This is a genomic window from Gelidibacter algens (assembly GCF_001678675.1).
GTDB lineage: Bacteria > Bacteroidota > Bacteroidia > Flavobacteriales > Flavobacteriaceae > Gelidibacter > Gelidibacter algens.
Genome location: NZ_LZRN01000012.1, coordinates 34371 through 51671, shown reverse-complemented (window position 1 = coordinate 51671; position 17301 = coordinate 34371). Strand labels below are relative to the sequence as shown.

Genomic DNA, 17301 nt, shown 5'->3' with positions numbered 1-17301 from the left:
ACCTAGGCCGGGGATTTCTTGCTATTAATCAACGATCATAAAGAATTTTTAAAAAACTTCTTTAAAATTGTTTTGCAAAGGTAAAACTATAATCTTTCTAAAACCAAAATATTAAGTTAATAATCGGACCCTCAACATTTTATTGGGGAGCCATTCACAGAACATTTACTCATCAGAAAAAATTAGTTATGACTATTTTAAATACACCTTTCGATACTACCTATAACACTGCACCCTTTTCTCAAATAACGGACGCCGATTTTTTGCCCGCGTTCAAAATTGCGATTGAAGACGCTAGGGCTGAGATTAATGCCATCACCGCTTCTGAAGCAGCACCAACTTTTGAGAACACCACGGAAGCCTTAGAGTTTTCTGGACAGCAATTAGATCGGATTTCCAGTATCTTTTTCAATTTGAATTCGGCCGAAACCAACGATACCATTCAAAAAATCGCTCAAGACGTTTCGCCTTTGCTATCAGAATTTGGTAATGACATTACTTTGAACGAAGATTTATTTAAAAGGGTCAAAGCCGTTTATGATAGCAAAGACACTTTAGATTTAACTGTTGAGCAACAAACGCTTCTGGATAAACAGTACAAGAGCTTTGCACGTAATGGTGCTAATCTTTCCGAAGACAAAAAACAAAAACTTAGAGCTATTGACAAACAATTGAGCCAACTCCAATTAAAATTTGGTGAGAATGTTTTAGCAGAAACCAACAACTTTGAAATGCTGGTTCTCAATGAAGAGGAACTTTCAGGATTACCAGAAGGTGTCTTGGAAGCAGCAAAGCAATTGGCAGAAAGTAAAGATCAAGAAGGTTGGCTATTTACTTTGGATTACCCGAGCTATATTCCATTTTTGACCTATGCAGACAATAGAGCGCTGAGAGAGAAATTAGCCATAGCTGCCGGAAAAAAAGCATTTAAAGGAGACGCGTTGGATAATCAAAACAACGTCTTACAAATTGCAACATTGCGCTTTGAACGTGCACAATTACTAGGGTATAAAACACATGCCCATTTTGTGCTTGAAGAACGGATGGCAAAAACGCCTCAAAAAGTTGAGGCCTTTTTGGAAGAACTTTTGGTAAAGGCAAAACCTGCCGCCTTGCGTGAATTTCAGGAACTTCAAGAATTTGCCAATACCCTAGACGGCATCAGCACACTAGAAAAATGGGATTCTGCCTATTATGCTGAAAAGCTGAAGCAGCAACGATTTGATTTGGACGATGAAAAGTTAAAACCATATTTTAAGCTTGAAAATGTCATCAACGGGGCTTTTAAAGTCGCACAAAAATTATATGGACTCGAATTTGAAGAAATCACTAGCATTGACAAATATCACGATGAAGTCCTTACTTACAAAGTAACCGATGCCAATGGTGAAATGGTTTCCATTTTTTACGCCGATTTCTTTCCAAGAACAGGAAAACGCAATGGGGCATGGATGACCATTTACAAACCTCAATTTGTGAAAGAGCATAAAAACGAGCGCCCACACATTTCCATTGTGTGCAATTTTACAAAACCTACAAAAACCAAGCCTTCACTATTGACGTTTAATGAAGTTACTACTTTGTTTCATGAATTTGGGCATGCACTCCATGGGATGCTGGCCAATACAACGTATCCAAGTTTATCGGGTACCAGCGTGTTTTGGGATTTTGTGGAATTGCCAAGTCAGGTGTTTGAAAACTGGTGTTATGAAAAAGAAGCGTTAGAGCTATTTGCCACACACTATCAAACCGGCGAACTGATCCCAATGGATTTGGTGCAAAAAATTAAGGATTCCTCTGCTTTTCATGAAGGCATGCAGACCTTACGCCAGCTGAGCTTTGGTCTTTTGGACATGAGTTGGCATGGCATTGACCCAACGCCAATTACAGATGTCAAAACGCATGAGTTAAACGCTTTTGAGGGCACACAGTTATTCCCAGATGTCAAGGAAAATTGCATGAGCACGTCGTTTTCACATATTTTTCAAGGCGGATATTCTTCAGGGTACTACAGCTACAAATGGGCTGAAGTATTGGATGCAGACGCATTCGAATTTTTTACGGAAAAGGGTATTTTTGATAAAAACGTGGCCACAAAATTTAAAGAGCATGTGCTTTCTCAAGGTGGTATTGAAGACCCCATGGTACTTTATAAACGCTTTAGAGGTCAAGAACCAAAACCAGACGCTTTATTAAAACGGGCCGGTCTTATTGAAAAATAATCGGTTTTAGTTGGTTTGGGTTTTGTCAGTTTGAGGGCTTTTGAAAATGAACAGATAGCCATTGGATATTTCGTAGAATTTTCAAATGTGTTCGAGATGAAATTTTTAGACAATGCCATACAAAAAAAAGTAAGGTCATAAAGGAGTGTTCAATGCCGGCTGCCATCCGAAACTGCCAGTGATTAATTTCATTGGCATTTCGCATCCAAATTAGCTCTTAAAAATGGGTGCCAAACTCATCGGCACAGAAACTGAACTCATCCTTAAAAGCAGAAACGTCATACCAAAACGTTTGTTGGATAATGGTTTTAAATTCAAATTTAAATGCATTGAAAACGCTTTAATGAATTTGCTCCATAATTAGGATTAATTTGCCTATTTTTGATACAAATTGCTATAAAAACAGATGTCAGATCATCAAATCAACCCAAATAAGTGGATTGAACTTTATTCCGATTATCTCTTTAATTATACAATTACGAGGGTCAATGACCGCGAAATTGCAAAAGATTTAATTCAGGACACCTTCTTTGCAGGCCTAAAGTCTATGAAAAATTTTAAAGGCGAAGCTAGCGAACGGACGTGGCTTATTTCTATCTTGAAAAGAAAAATAATCGATTATTACAGAAAAATTAACTCCAAGAAAGGCCAGGCTGAAGTTCGAATGACTTATAATATGGAAGAAAATGAAGGCGACTGGCTCGAAGAACGGGTAGAAGATGAGGGGTACTTAAATGCTCAAGAATCGCTTGAAAACACTGAACTTGGCGATGCCATCTATAATTGCATGGATAAGTTGTCAGAAAAGCAAGCTACCGTTTTTAAAATGAAAACAATTTTAAATTATGAAACAGAAACTATTTGTAATGAATTAAATATCACTGCGTCTAACTTATGGGTCATAATTCATCGTGCACGTACTGCCATGGCAGAATGCATGGAGAAAAACTGGTTATAATCATAGCAATGTCAAAATTATTTTTAATTTCAAAGGAAGAAGCGTTTCATATCTGTGATAAATCACAATATCGTGAATCTACGCTGTGGGAAAAGGTCAAACTGACTTTTCGATACTTATGGTGCCGAACCACACGGCTTTATGTTAACCGCAACAACAAATTGACCAAAGCAATAAAAACCTCAAATCTGGAATGTCTGAATGCTAGCGAGCGTCAACTACTCGACAGTCAATTGAAAAAACAGTTAAAAAATACAAGTGTAAAACCAGCCATAGTATCGGTACACTTTCTACCCAAAAAGAGCTATAATAATCACTTCTGTTTTTATTTTGAAAACGCAATAAAAAGTAAAAATCGTAAGTGTTACTGCCATGGTCATTAAAATCAGTTTGTAACTATATTCGTCTTTTAAAAATTCTAGCATCAAAAAGAGAATGCCCATTAGAAGTCCCATAATTTTTGTGTTCTTCACCCCTATTTTTTGAGGAATTGTCGCCAATTTGAGACTGTCATATTGCAAATCCCTAATTTCAAAAGGCAACATTAATAGCATCACCAAAATAAACCGTTGTCCGGCCATGATCCAAACATCAAGAGAAAAACCAAGATTGTTATTCAATACCGGCAATAAAACGGTTACTCCCGCCCAGACCAGCGCAATCACATACACCTTTAAACCTCCAATGTTCCTAAGATTTTTTTGTTGGTCCATAAAAAGATGACTCGGCAAAAAAGGAATTGCATATAAAAATGTGACTATGGCAAAAACCGCAATAAAAAGTAAGGTTTGAAGCCTTAGTTGTAACGCAAACCAAAGCATCAACAGAAAGCAAGCCAATGAAAATACCTGAATAACTTTCAACCAGGTTGCCAAATGCCGATGGTGAAACTTTGCCAGCCCGAAATACTTTACAAAATTATAACCCGTTATTGAAGAGAAAAAGATAAACAAAAGCAGACTCCAATCTGTTGGTAAATTGAGTTCCAAAAGTGTCACATAAGTCATTGCAAGTACAGCTAAAGCCACGTGAATGCTACTATTGATATAAAAGTCAAACAAAGGCTTTAACTGCGTCATTTTACAAAAATAAGCAATGTGTTAATAAGACTTCCAAATGGTTAAAAACTTTAGATTTCGTTAACTAAAAATGGGCTTTATTTCCGTAATTTTGCGCTTCAAAACACAACTACATTTTAATGAATACAAACGCTTTTGCACTTCGCCATATTGGTCCGGATGAAAACGACCAAAATCAGATGCTCAAAACCATTGGAGTTGAGAGTTTAGATCAACTTATTTATGAAACTCTTCCAGACGATATCCGATTGAAAAACGGATTAAATCTTGACGAGCCAATGACAGAATATGAGTATTTGAACCACGTTCTTGAACTTTCAAAAAAGAACAAAATTTTCAAATCTTATATTGGTTTAGGCTACCATCCCACTATTGTTCCTGCTGTTATTCAGCGCAACGTTCTCGAAAATCCAGGTTGGTACACCGCATACACACCTTATCAGGCTGAAATTGCCCAAGGTAGATTGGAGGCCCTTTTGAACTTCCAAACCATGGTTACGGACCTGACAGGAATGGAAATTGCCAATGCATCATTACTTGATGAAAGTACTGCTGCTGCAGAAGCCATGAGCTTATTGTTTGCTGTTCGCGAGCGTGACCAAAAGAAAAATAACGTTAATAAATTTTTCGTTTCTGACGCCATTTTACCTCAAACCCTATCCTTATTACAAACAAGATCTACACCTATTGGCATTGAGTTGGTTGTTGGCAATGAAGACGATTTTAGTTTTTCATCTGAATTTTTCGGTGCTATTTTGCAGTATCCAGGAAAAGACGGTTTGGTGAGTGATATCAAATCGTTTATAGAAAAAGCAAATGACAACCAAATTAAAGTAGCGGTTGCTGCAGATATATTGAGCCTTATAAAATTGGAAGCTCCAGGCAAATTTGGCGCTGACGTAGTTGTTGGAACAACACAGCGTTTTGGAGTGCCTATGGGTTATGGTGGACCTCATGCTGCTTTTTTTGCAACCAAAGAAGCTTACAAACGTGATTTACCTGGGCGTATTATTGGCGTGACTAAAGACATGAACGGCAACAGAGCGCTGCGTATGGCGTTACAAACACGTGAGCAGCACATTAAACGTGACAAAGCTACTTCAAATATCTGTACAGCGCAAGTGCTTTTAGCCGTTATGGCAGGCATGTATGCTGTGTATCATGGGCCTAAAGGCTTGAAATTTATAGCTGACAAGGTTCACAATACAGCCTCAGCTGTAGCCAAAGCTTTGACACAATTAGGCTATAAGCAAAAAAACGCATCGTTCTTTGATACTATTAAAATTGATGCCAATGCTGATAACATCAAAAAAATAGCGGAACGTCATGAAGTGAATTTCTACTACCCAAATGCAGACACTGTAACAATCTCCATCAATGAAACCACATCTTTAAAAGATGCCAATGAGATCATTGCAATTTTTGCTGAAAACCGTCAGAAAGACACCATTACCTTGAAGCAAATAGAAAATGCCAACTGCATCACTGAAGATTTACAGCGTCAATCAGATTTTTTAACTCTTGCCGTCTTCAACAAGCATCATTCTGAAACCGAATTGATGCGTTATATCAAAATGTTGGAGCGGAAAGATTTGTCCTTGAACCACTCTATGATTGCTCTAGGTTCTTGTACCATGAAACTTAACGCTGCCGCAGAAATGTTGCCATTAAGCTGGCCAAACTGGGGAAGCATTCATCCATTTTGCCCAATAGAACAAGCAGAAGGCTATCACATTGTTTTGAAAGCTTTAGAAGAACAATTGACTGAAATTACGGGTTTTGCCGGTACTTCGCTGCAACCTAATTCTGGTGCTCAAGGAGAATATGCAGGATTGATGGTCATTAAGGCCTATCATGAATCTCGCAATGATGCCCACCGTAACATTTGCTTAATTCCTTCCTCTGCACATGGCACCAATCCCGCAAGTGCGGTCATGGCGGGCATGAAAGTGGTGGTCACAAAATCTACAGAAGAGGGCAATATTGATATAGACGATTTACGTGAAAAAGCGCTAGAACATAAAGACAATCTATCGTGTTTGATGGTGACGTATCCATCAACGCACGGCGTTTACGAATCGGCAATTAAGGATATCACCCAAATTATTCATGATAATGGCGGTCAAGTTTATATGGACGGTGCCAATATGAACGCACAAGTGGGATTGACCAATCCTGGAAATATTGGGGCAGATGTATGCCATCTTAATTTACATAAAACTTTTGCAATTCCTCATGGAGGCGGTGGCCCAGGTGTTGGTCCAATTTGTGTGGCCGAACAATTGGTCCCATTTTTACCAGGCAACCCGATAATCAAAACTGGCGGAGACAAAGCAATTACGGCTATTTCTGCAGCGCCATTTGGATCTTCGTTGGTCTGTTTAATTTCATACGGCTACATCAAAATGTTGGGTGCTGAAGGACTGACACATGCTACAAAAATGGCGATCTTAAATGCCAATTACATCAAAGAACGTTTACAAGGGCAATTTGATACGCTTTATTCAGGAGAACGCGGACGTGCAGCCCACGAAATGATTGTTGACTGTCGCCCATTTAAAGAACACGGCATTGAAGTAACTGATATTGCAAAACGCTTGATGGATTATGGCTTTCATGCACCAACGGTATCCTTCCCTGTGGCAGGAACCTTGATGATTGAACCAACCGAAAGTGAAAGTAAAGAAGAGATGGATCGTTTTTGCGATGCGATGATTTCTATCAAAAAAGAAATTGACAGCGCTTCTAAAGACGATAGCAACAATGTGCTAAAAAACGCACCCCATACCCTGGCCATGCTTACGGCTGATCATTGGAATTTCCCATATTCAAGAGAAATGGCAGCATATCCATTGGATTATATTCAGGAGAATAAATTTTGGCCTACCGTAAGACGTGTTGATGATGCTTATGGCGATAGGAATTTGATTTGTACCTGTGCCCCTATTGAAGAATATATGGAAGCTTAATTTTTGGAATACAATAATATGAAGCGCTCCTTAAAATTTTAAAAGAGCGCTTTTTTTATTGATTTCCTTACATGCAATCGATATTTTTACAGATTTGGCAAAAATCACCAAAAAACAATGCAATTGGCAGCAACCAAAACGAATATTAAGTACATTAGTAAATTGAACAAACTTCAAAACAAATGGCAATAAAGATTACTGGCTCCGGTAGCTACATCCCAAGTAGCATCGAAAAAAATGAAAACTTTCATGAGCATCATTTTTTAAACGTCGATGGTTCGAGTTTAACACACCCAAATTCGGTAATTATTGAAAAATTTAAAGCGATTACAGGAATTGATGAACGCCGCTATGCTTTTGACCATTTAACATCCTCTGACCTAGCGTTTTTTGCTGCAGAAAAAGCCATAGCCGATGCCAAAATTGATCCTGAAGAGTTGGATTATATTATTATGGCTCATAATTTTGGTGACGTCAAGCACAATACTATCCAAACGGATGCATTGCCGTGTTTAGCTTCTCGTGTCAAGCATAGCCTGCGCATCAAGAATCCGAAATGTGTGGCTTATGACATTCTTTTTGGCTGTCCAGGTTGGATTGAGGGCGTTATTCAAGCCAATGCTTTTATAAAGGCAGGAATCGCTAAAAAATGCTTGGTAATAGGTTCTGAAACTTTATCACGCGTTGTTGACAAACATGATCGCGATTCCATGATTTATAGTGACGGTGCAGGCGCAACCATTGTTCAGGAAACTGATGAAGAAGGTGGTATTCTGGCTCATGAAACTGGAAGCTTTACCTATGATGAGGCGTATTACTTGTATTTTGGCAATAGTAATAATAAGGATCTATGTCCTGATACGCGATACATCAAAATGGATGGCCGTAAAATTTATGAATTTGCGCTTAAACACGTGCCTCTGGCCATGAAAACTTGTTTGGATAAAAGCGGAGTTGACATTAAGGATGTGAAAAAAATATTCATTCACCAAGCTAATGAAAAGATGGATGAAGCCATCCTCAAACGTTTTTACAAACTTTACGATATCGAAATTCCTGACGGGATTATGCCCATGAGCATCCGCGAATTAGGCAATAGTTCTGTGGCTACAATTCCTACTCTTTTCGATTTGGTCAGAAATAATAAACTAGAAAACCATAGCCTAAGTAAAGGCGATATCATCATGTTTGCCAGCGTTGGTGGAGGCATGCATGTCAATACGATAGTTTATCAATACTAAAATGAATATTGGCGTTGTTGTAGATAATGAATTTGACCATGACCATCGTGTTCAAAAAGAAATACGTTTGTTACGGGATGATGGCCATACTGTTTTTGTCCTCTGCTTTGGTTTCAAAAAGACATATAAAGATTATCCGGATTTTATTGTAAACAGGATCATCATCCCTAGAAAGCTCAGAGATCTATTGGTGCTCTTGAGTACCAATTTTAAGTTTTATGAAGCTCTATGGCAATATCATATAGCCAAGTTTATTTCCACACACAAGTTAGATGCACTGCATGTTCATGATTTGTATTTAGCCAAAGCTGCTAAACAGGGCATAAAACAATCAAAGCGTAACTTGCCGTTAACTTTAGATCTTCACGAAAATTATCCTGCTGCGATAAACTCTTATCAATGGGCCATTCAGGGCTGGAGAAAATATGTGGTACAACCTCAAAGGTGGTATAAAAAAGAAGGCTACTACCTCAACTATGCCGACTACATCATCGTCTTGAGCGACTCTTTTAAACAGGATTTAATGAAACGGTTTCCCTTTTTAAAATCAGAGCATATTTATCCGCATCCCAATATGCCTGATTTTGACAGTTTCGAGGCTTTTGAAAAGACTGATTATGCGGTAGAATTTCACTCAGACCTGCCAACCCTATTTTATTTTGGCGTAGTGGCCAAACGTCGGGGAATTTTGGACATTCTGCCATGGATTATCGAACTATTGGAAGAAGGAAACCAATTTCATACGTTGATCATTGGCCCCACAGACAAAGCGGATAAGACTGTATTTCAGGGCTATATCCATCATCCTGTTTTGAAAGATAAGCTGACCTATATTCCTTGGGCAAATGTGAACTATCTGCCGGCTTACCTGAAAAAAATAACGATTGGCTTAGCGCCGTTTCAAGTCAATGCCCAACATGATTCAGGCGTTGCCAATAAACTGTTTCAGTATATGTATGGCGAAATTCCGATTGTAGCAACAAAATGTAAGGCACAACAGGAGCTTATACAGAGCGCTGCATGTGGATTACTATATGAAACCAAAGACGAGTTTAAATCTGCAATTAAAAGTTTAATCGCAAATGAGGCGCTAAGAGGACAACTAGGTTCAAACGGTAAGAAAAAATTGCTAGACCTTTATCAACATAAAGCAGACAAGGAGTTTTTGGACATTTACAAATAAAGGATCAAAAGCTCCAACCACTATAATCAGTTGTTGCCTCCAATTGATTTTCAAGATCGTCTTCCAGTTCTGGAAAAAAATCAATTCCGGTGATCACCTCAACAGAATCCACCGAGACCACAAAATTATATAGAGGTTCAGCTGAATTTTTATGTGGCATCAAAAAAGCAATCATTTTGTTGTGATCGGCATCAAACACAACTTTGTAAAACGCATCTGGAACAGCTACTTTTTCAGTACCAATGGTCGTTAAACCACTTGTTAAAACACCACCGGTTACCACAAAGACCCCATCATATTTACTGGCCCAGTAACGTACTTTTTGTTCCAAAGCATTCCAGATCCCTGCATTAAAGGCGTGCCGTTGCGGACTGATATTGCTCGTTAAAAATGTTTCGTCATGCGCCTGTTGGCTGTAGTTTTTATCTCCTGCAGGAACCAAGTGCCCACGGTCATAACCAGAGTTCTTATAGTTGCGCCAACTAGCAGCACCTGTTTTTACGGCGTGGTCAATTTCAAAATAAGGACGTTTAAAATTGGTGGTGGCAAGATGTGATTTCTTAAGCTCATAGGCTACCCACTCTGCCTGTTCATGAGGTTCGCTATAGGATAACGAATACCCCTTATGATGGATGATTTGTCCTGTTGTACTTGTAGGTAAAAAGAATGTATTTGTTTCAGTCTTTACACGCGCTTCCTCTTTTACTAACTCAGCAGAATCCAATTCTGTTAAGAAATACTCATACCCGTAAACTCCCAATAAAATGAGAATAGCGATAAGGCTATACAGATGCCTGTTCCTCAAAACCACTAATCAAATACAAATTCCAAAGGTTGCCCCGTTGCAGCGTTGGGAAACCCGATACCAAGAATGGCTGACATGGTAGGTGCAATATCAGTGATGTGTGTTTTTTTGTAAGTATGTCCTTGCTTTATGCCGTGACCATAAAATAATAATGGCACATGCGTGTCATAATTAAACGAAGAACCATGAGTTGAACCTGTCAAACCATAGGAAATGACCGCAGGATCAAGCACATAAATCACATCTCCTGACCGCTTTTGATTGTAACCGTTTTGAATCAGTTCTTCAACTCCCTTGGTAAATGATGTCTGTATCATTGACATTCCCGTATACGCTTTATCAATATGATCATAAGCAATAATTTCATTGACGATAGCTTCCTGAACATCATCAAGCTTCAAATCCATTTCTAATAATTTTGATCTGTTTAAGAAAATTTGATTGTTGCTGATATTTTCTACCAGATCTTCAGCATTGAACCTGGCTTTCATAAAAACAGACAGTTTTTCTTTAAACGCCCTCCCATCAAAATACCCAGCTGGAATATTCAAGCTCTTCAAGTAAGAAGGCACTTCAATTGCCGCATGGTCTGCGGTCAAAAACACGGTGTAATTTCCTTTTCCAACTTTAGCATCCAAACCATTTAATAAACGCTCCAAATCTTTGTCAAGACGTAAATAGGTGTCCTGAATTTCCTTGGAGTTGACCCCAAAATTATGACCTACGTAGTCAGGACTAGAAAAACTAACGGCCAAAACATCTGTAAACTCATCTTTCCCCAAAGCTTCACCATCTATTGCTGCCAAGGCAAAATCAGCAGTTATACTATTGCCGTAAGGTGTAGCCTTTAAAATATCAAAACCTGAATTTTTATCTTTCAAAGCCATCAAGTCATAAGGAAAAGTTGCAGCGTCCTTACCATTAAATCCGCCTTCAAAAGTATTCGCATCTGGACCACTTTCAGTATAGGTGGCAATATCATATAATGTATTCCATTCCTTTAAATAGGATTTGATTTGATTTGACGCATTAAAATTTTGAACCCATTGCGGCAACTGCTTCATATAAAAAGTGCTTGAGATCCAACGGCCTTCATCTGCACCATGGAACCAATAGGCAGCATTTGCAGTATGGCCAGCAGGAAGGATGGCGCCTCTATCCTTAAGTGCGATGCCAATGGTTTTACCGCGCAACTGTGTGTAGAGTCTGTTTTCGTCAGCAAATGTGGTGGTCTTCATTCGGGTGGGTGACATTTTACCGGCATCATCAGTGGTTCCTATGGATTGCACACTATCATCATCGGTGCAATAGACAGTTTTATTTATTTCTTTATCATACCAGTTATTTCCTATAATACCATGATAATTAGGAGTGGTACCGGTGTATACAGAAGCATGCCCAGGAGCGGTATAGGTAGGCACATAATTAAAATGATTATTTTTACAATTAAAGCCCTCGTCCATCATACGTTTAAAGCCACCGTTACTATATTTATTGTAGAAACGGGTTAAATAATCATAGCGCATTTGATCTACAACAATGCCTACAATTAATTTTGGTTGCGTTTGAATAGTGTTATCTTTGTTGGTCTTGTTTTTAGAATTCTGCTGTTGTGCCTGAATTGTAAATACAAAAAGCAAAGTAATGATAACGCTACAAGTTAAATTTTTCATGTCAATAAAGTTGGATTCGAGTATCAAAAATACAGCTTTTTAAAACATCAATAATTTAAATTAAGGTTAATTACGTCGCTGTTTTTTTTACTTTAGCAGTAATAAAATTTAATATGAGCTACCTACATAATATTGGTCAATATTTTTTGATGATTAAGCAAATTTTTCGTAAACCTACCAAATGGTCTGTGATGCGGCATCTCATTTTGAAGGATATTGATGATTTGATTATTAACTCAATAGGTATTGTATCCTTTATAGCATTTTTTGTTGGAGGTGTTGTCACCATTCAAACGGCGTTGAACATGACCAATCCACTTATCCCAAAATCTTTGGTAGGGTTCGCAACAAGGCAATCGGTCATTTTAGAGTTTGCACCTACATTTATTTCCATAATTATGGCAGGAAAAGTTGGCTCTTTTATTACATCCAGTATTGGCACCATGCGTGTTACTGAACAGATTGATGCGTTGGAAGTTATGGGGATTAATGCCATCAATTATTTGGTATTTCCTAAATTTATCGCTCTAATGCTCTATCCTTTCTTAATATCTATAGCTATGTTTTTGGGAATTATTGGAGGCATGGCGGCCTGTTTTTATGGTGGTTTCAGCTCTGTAGATGATTATATTGCGGGAATTCAAATGGATTTTATACCGTTTCATATGGTGTATGCCTTTATAAAAACATTCGTGTTTGCCTTTTTATTGGCAACTATTCCTTCTTATTATGGGTATTACATGAAAGGTGGCGCGTTAGAAGTTGGCAAAGCAAGTACGACTTCTTTTGTGTGGACCAGCGTGATGATTATCCTTTTTAACTATATATTAACCCAAATGTTGTTAAGCTCATGATAGAAGTCAATGATATCCATAAATCTTTTGGTGATTCTGAAATTTTAAAAGGCATCTCCACTGTTTTCGAGAAAGGAAAAACCAACCTGATCATTGGACAAAGTGGCTCTGGAAAGACTGTTTTTTTAAAAACGTTATTGGGCTTGTTCATTCCTGAACAAGGTTCTATTTCGTATGATGGAAAAATATATTCTAAATTATCTCCCGACCAGAAAAGTGAATTAAGAGCAGAAATGGGAATGGTCTTTCAAGGAAGTGCGCTCTTCGATTCTATGACTATTGCTGAAAACGTGAAATTTCCATTGCGAATGTTCACCAAGCAAAATAAAAGTGAGATGAATGATCGGGTCAATATTGTTTTAAAAAGGGTCAATCTTGATGATGCCCACAACAAATTACCTAGTGAAGCTTCTGGTGGGATGCAAAAACGTGTAGCCATTGCAAGGGCTATTGTCAATCAACCAAAGTATTTGTTTTGTGATGAGCCCAATTCTGGATTGGATCCAAGAACTGCAACGGTAATTGACAATTTAATTCAAGAAATTACCCAAGAATATGATATCACAACAGTGATCAATACGCATGACATGAACTCAGTAATGGAAATTGGTGAGAAAATCGTGTTCTTAAAAGATGGCATTAAAGAATGGGAAGGTTCCAACAAAAATATCTTTAAAACCGATAATGAAGCGGTCACCAACTTTGTCTACTCTTCTGATTTGTTTCAGCGGGTGCAAAAAATGTATTTGGAGGAGGATCAGTAGAGAGTTTTCAGTCTTCAGTTGGCAGTCCTCAGTTGACAGCCTTCAGCTAGCAGTATTCAGTGTTCAGTTGACAGTGCCTAGTTCAATTTTACGGTTGGGACTAAATTTTTGATTAAATAAATACCAACAGATACATCATTTACTTTTGACGTCTTACAACCAAAGAATCCATCTTATATTTTTGTTGTAGCCAGCGTTTCAGTCGTTGTTGTTCTTTGGCAATAACAGCTTCATTAACATTCTCCTTCCATTTTACCGTAAATTCAGATATGGTATCTAGTTGCTTGAAGTTGGAAGAAATCACACTTGAATAAGATAGCCTGTCAATATTCTCATAGTTAATATTGACCTCTTTGGTCAATTCTTCAAACGGAATTTGAAGCGCTTCATATTTGGCCAATTTACGCACCTTATCTTCCAGAAATACAATCTTTTGATTTTGGGTCAATAAATCTAAAGAATCACGATAACGCAATTGGGACATGTACCTCAGATTATCCAGATTCTTGGATCGATTTTGGTTAAATTCCAGTTTTGCATTCACAAGTGCAGGATAATCTTTCATCCGACTTCTCAAAATTGCAATTGTATTTTCCGGGATTTGATCCAATCCAAAACTGTTGAACTCTAAAACAGATGGCGTGTCTTTAACCCCCGAATATTTAAAACCAGCATTAGATTTTATATAATCGGCATGTGGCAAACCTTCCAACTCCTTATTAATAAATGCTTGCGCTGCATTTTCAAACTTGCTTTGTCGCCATACATCAATAAAGGTAATCATAGCCGGTATCATCACAACGACGGCCACCAAGGTTGCAATTCTTGATGTTCGTTTTCGTTTTGCAGAATTGGCATATTTAAGCATCGGAAACCCTAATATTTTGACTACAATAAAAGTTGCCAAGGCTATGAAAATTGTATTGATGGTAAACAGATACATGGCTCCAAAAAAGTATGGAAAATTACCTTTCGCCAATCCGTAGCCAGCTGTACATAGCGGCGGCATTAATGCGGTTGCTATGGCCACCCCAAAAATTACGGAGGCTATTGTTCCTTTTTTGGTTCTGGCAATTATTAATGCCAAACCACCAAAAAAGGCTATCAGCACGTCACGAATATCTGGTTTTACCCGTCCTAATAATTCAGAAGTATCTTCACTTAACGGAAAAAATTTGAAGAATAAAAAAGCCGTTGTTAAACTCAACACAATCATTATGACCAAATTGATCAACGACCGTTTGAGCGTATCAATGTCATTGATGGCAATAGACAGACCAACGCCTAAAATTGGCCCCATTAAGGGAGAGATTAACATGGCACCAATAACCACTGCGGCAGAATTGGCATTCAACCCAATGGAAGCTACAAAAATGGAACAGATAAGAATCCAGGCCGTTGCCCCTTTAAAAGGAATATCACCTTTAATGGCCGCCAAAGTGGCGTCTCTATCCGTATCTTCACGGAAATCTAGAAGCTCACTGAAAAATCTTTTGATGCTTACCCACAATCCTTGAGCATCTTTTTTTACGGCGTCCTTAGTCGATTCAGCCGCGTTATCCTGTTCTTTAGATTTTTCTTCCTCTGAAAAATTGAACTTGTTTTCTTCCATCAATTCAGTTATTAACCATTATGATCACCAAATTTATTTTTTACTTTTTGAAGCACTTGCTTGATATCTTGTTCTTTTGACTTAGGAAATATAAGCAAAACTTCGTCTTTATCAATAATGATATAATCTTTAAGACCGTCAACCACCACAATTTTATCGCCTTTGGTCCTGATCATGTTTCCTGAAGCATCGTCCACCAATGTTCTGGCATTGACCACTGCATTCTGGTTTTGGTCTTTCTCAAGTTTATCGTATAAACTGCCCCAAGTACCCAAGTCATTCCAATCAAACTCCGCCGGCAATACGTACACATTTTCTGAGCTTTCCATAATGGCGTAATCCACTGAAATGTTTTCAGAATTTCCGTAATTTTCTGCTATAAAAAGAGCTTCATCATCTGTGTTATAGATATTGATTCCTTTTTCAAATAAGTCAAATAATTGCGGTTGATGAAACTGAAACGCCTTCACGACACTTTTCACACTCCACATAAAAATGCCTGCGTTCCATAAAAAGTTGCCCTGACTGATAAAGGATTTTGCCGTTTCATAATCTGGTTTTTCCCTGAACTGCTGTACCGGTTTAATGGAAGCGTTTGAAGATTTGTCATATTCAATATATCCATAGCCTGTATTAGGAAATGTTGGCTGGATGCCCAAAGTCATTAACGCATCATTAGTTTCGCAAAAATCAAATGCTTGCTGTACGTTTTGGGTAAATTTTTCTTCGTCCTCAATCCAATGATCACTTGGCGCAACAATCATCACCGCGTCGGGATTTTCCTTCTGAATTTTTAGAGAGGCATACAAAATGCAAGGTGCTGTGTTTCGCATAGCAGGTTCTAGCAACACCTGACGCTCGGTGACTTCTGGCAATTGCTGAAATACCAGGTCTTTATACATAGCGTTGGTGAGAATAAAAATGTTCTCCGTTGGAATTAGTAGTGACAATCTTTGAAAAGTCTTCTGAATGAGCGTGTCTCCAGTTCCCAACATATCATGAAATTGCTTTGGAAAATCCTGAGTGCTTACAGGCCAAAACCGTGATCCTACGCCGCCTGCCATTAATATGGCATAATAATTTTTATTTTTTTCCATTGTCTTTTTGACATTCTAACTCTTCCGAGTCTATTCTCTATTTATGTTTCGTTGAATCTTCGATTTCCCAAAGGGGACACTATTTTAATTGAGCATTAGAAGAAGAATGCTATCTTCAAATGTTACTTTTGACTCTGACTTCCGACTTAATACTTCTAACCGTCGACTAATTCAACCTCCGCATTCTGGTTGAAAAGATACAACTTTCCTGATGCAACCTCAACACCTTCATATCTGGTGCGTCTTTTGACCCCCTTTCTAAAAACCCGTCCGTTGTAAAGTTTAAACTCACCACCCAAAGGCACTTCAAAAATATAGGTTTTATCATTAGGCGGATCAAATTGTTTCAATGCTAAGGCTAATTTGACATCCGTATCACTACTTGCCTTCGGGTTTTTAAAATGCCGCGCCAAAAGGGGCAGCAGTTCATTTGGAAATACCCGTGGATTCAAAAATGGCAACATCAATATTTGAAAGGTATGTTTCCATTCTTTACCATGTGGCTTGATGTATCGGCCATAACTATTGAAAGCCTCAAAATGCGCAATTTCATGAATCAAAGTCACCAAAAACCGATAGTGGTTTAAATTAGGAATTTATGGTGATTTGATGCTTGTTGTTTGGCAATTTTCTGTAATCTCCATGACGTGTTTTGCGTTCATTCTTGATTTTTACTACCAGATTATCATGCCTTAAAAGTTCTATAACATCAGGAATTGCCTGATAGGGAATGTATTCTTGAAGCGTATTGTGCATAAAGGCAAAAATAAGAGATTTGGGCAGAAAGTTTAAAGATTTTTGTAATTTTAGGTAACAAAAGTTTACCATAAAATTAAAGATAGCT

Annotated in this window: 13 protein-coding genes and 1 pseudogene; 8 read left to right on the top strand and 6 right to left on the bottom strand. The window is 38.1% G+C overall.

The annotated features are described in order from the left end of the window. Positions 1–188: 188 nt before the first annotated feature. The 3 genes from A9996_RS07825 to A9996_RS07820 all read left to right on the top strand — a co-directional run bounded on the left by A9996_RS07825 (position 189) and on the right by A9996_RS07820 (position 3180). Positions 189–2222 (top strand): M3 family metallopeptidase, encoded by a 2034-nt coding sequence (locus tag A9996_RS07825; protein ID WP_066432949.1) that lies wholly within the window; start codon positions 189–191, stop codon positions 2220–2222. Positions 2223–2445: 223 nt separating this feature from the next. Next, complete coding sequence (locus A9996_RS19565) at positions 2446–2586, top strand: DUF1731 domain-containing protein (protein ID WP_083993890.1); 141 nt, start codon at positions 2446–2448, stop codon at positions 2584–2586. Positions 2587–2628: 42 nt separating this feature from the next. After that, entirely contained in the window at positions 2629–3180 is a 552-nt protein-coding gene (locus A9996_RS07820) for a sigma-70 family RNA polymerase sigma factor (protein WP_066432947.1), read from the top strand. 290 nt (positions 3181–3470) lie between these two features. On the opposite strand, the gene A9996_RS07815 is transcribed toward A9996_RS07820, so the two are convergent. Next, a complete protein-coding gene (locus A9996_RS07815; protein ID WP_248912328.1) occupies positions 3471–4259 on the bottom strand; it encodes a UbiA prenyltransferase family protein in 789 nt (262 codons plus the stop codon). A gap of 119 nt (positions 4260–4378) precedes the next feature. Between A9996_RS07815 and gcvP the strand changes: the two genes are divergently transcribed. From gcvP to A9996_RS07800, 3 genes are all read left to right on the top strand, one after another. After that, a complete protein-coding gene (gene gcvP / locus A9996_RS07810; protein ID WP_066432944.1) occupies positions 4379–7228 on the top strand; it encodes an aminomethyl-transferring glycine dehydrogenase in 2850 nt (949 codons plus the stop codon). Positions 7229–7410: 182 nt separating this feature from the next. After that, positions 7411–8469 carry a 3-oxoacyl-ACP synthase III family protein gene (locus A9996_RS07805; RefSeq protein WP_066432943.1) on the top strand — a complete coding sequence of 353 codons (1059 nt, stop codon included), beginning with the start codon at positions 7411–7413 and terminating at the stop codon, positions 8467–8469. A gap of 1 nt (position 8470) precedes the next feature. Beyond that, entirely contained in the window at positions 8471–9652 is a 1182-nt protein-coding gene (locus A9996_RS07800) for a glycosyltransferase family 4 protein (RefSeq protein WP_066432942.1), read from the top strand. A gap of 4 nt (positions 9653–9656) precedes the next feature. Here the strand turns inward: A9996_RS07800 and A9996_RS07795 are convergent, their stop codons facing one another. Together A9996_RS07795 and pafA are read right to left on the bottom strand one after the other, a co-directional pair. Then, complete coding sequence (locus A9996_RS07795; protein ID WP_066433049.1) at positions 9657–10457, bottom strand: DNA/RNA non-specific endonuclease; 801 nt, start codon at positions 10455–10457, stop codon at positions 9657–9659. Between the two features lie 5 nt (positions 10458–10462). Continuing rightward, positions 10463–12130: an alkaline phosphatase PafA gene (pafA, locus tag A9996_RS07790; protein ID WP_066432941.1), complete on the bottom strand. Its 1668-nt coding sequence runs from the start codon at positions 12128–12130 to the stop codon at positions 10463–10465. Between the two features lie 113 nt (positions 12131–12243). Between pafA and A9996_RS07785 the strand changes: the two genes are divergently transcribed. Both A9996_RS07785 and A9996_RS07780 read left to right on the top strand, forming a co-directional pair. After that, positions 12244–12984, top strand: a complete 741-nt coding sequence (locus tag A9996_RS07785) for an MlaE family ABC transporter permease (RefSeq protein WP_066432939.1) — start codon at positions 12244–12246, stop codon at positions 12982–12984. After that, positions 12981–13748, top strand: coding sequence for an ABC transporter ATP-binding protein (locus tag A9996_RS07780; protein ID WP_066432937.1), 768 nt, complete (start codon positions 12981–12983; stop codon positions 13746–13748). Before A9996_RS07785 ends, A9996_RS07780 begins: the two co-directional genes overlap by 4 nt. Positions 13749–13887: 139 nt before the next feature. On the opposite strand, the gene A9996_RS07775 is transcribed toward A9996_RS07780, so the two are convergent. From A9996_RS07775 to A9996_RS07765, 3 genes and pseudogenes are all read right to left on the bottom strand, one after another. Beyond that, positions 13888–15360, bottom strand: a complete 1473-nt coding sequence (locus A9996_RS07775) for a DUF389 domain-containing protein (protein ID WP_066432935.1) — start codon at positions 15358–15360, stop codon at positions 13888–13890. 11 nt (positions 15361–15371) lie between these two features. Continuing rightward, entirely contained in the window at positions 15372–16457 is a 1086-nt protein-coding gene (locus A9996_RS07770; protein ID WP_066432930.1) for a mannose-1-phosphate guanylyltransferase, read from the bottom strand. Between the two features lie 155 nt (positions 16458–16612). Continuing rightward, positions 16613–17213, bottom strand: a pseudogene (locus A9996_RS07765) (SprT-like domain-containing protein). Positions 17214–17301 lie beyond the last annotated feature (88 nt).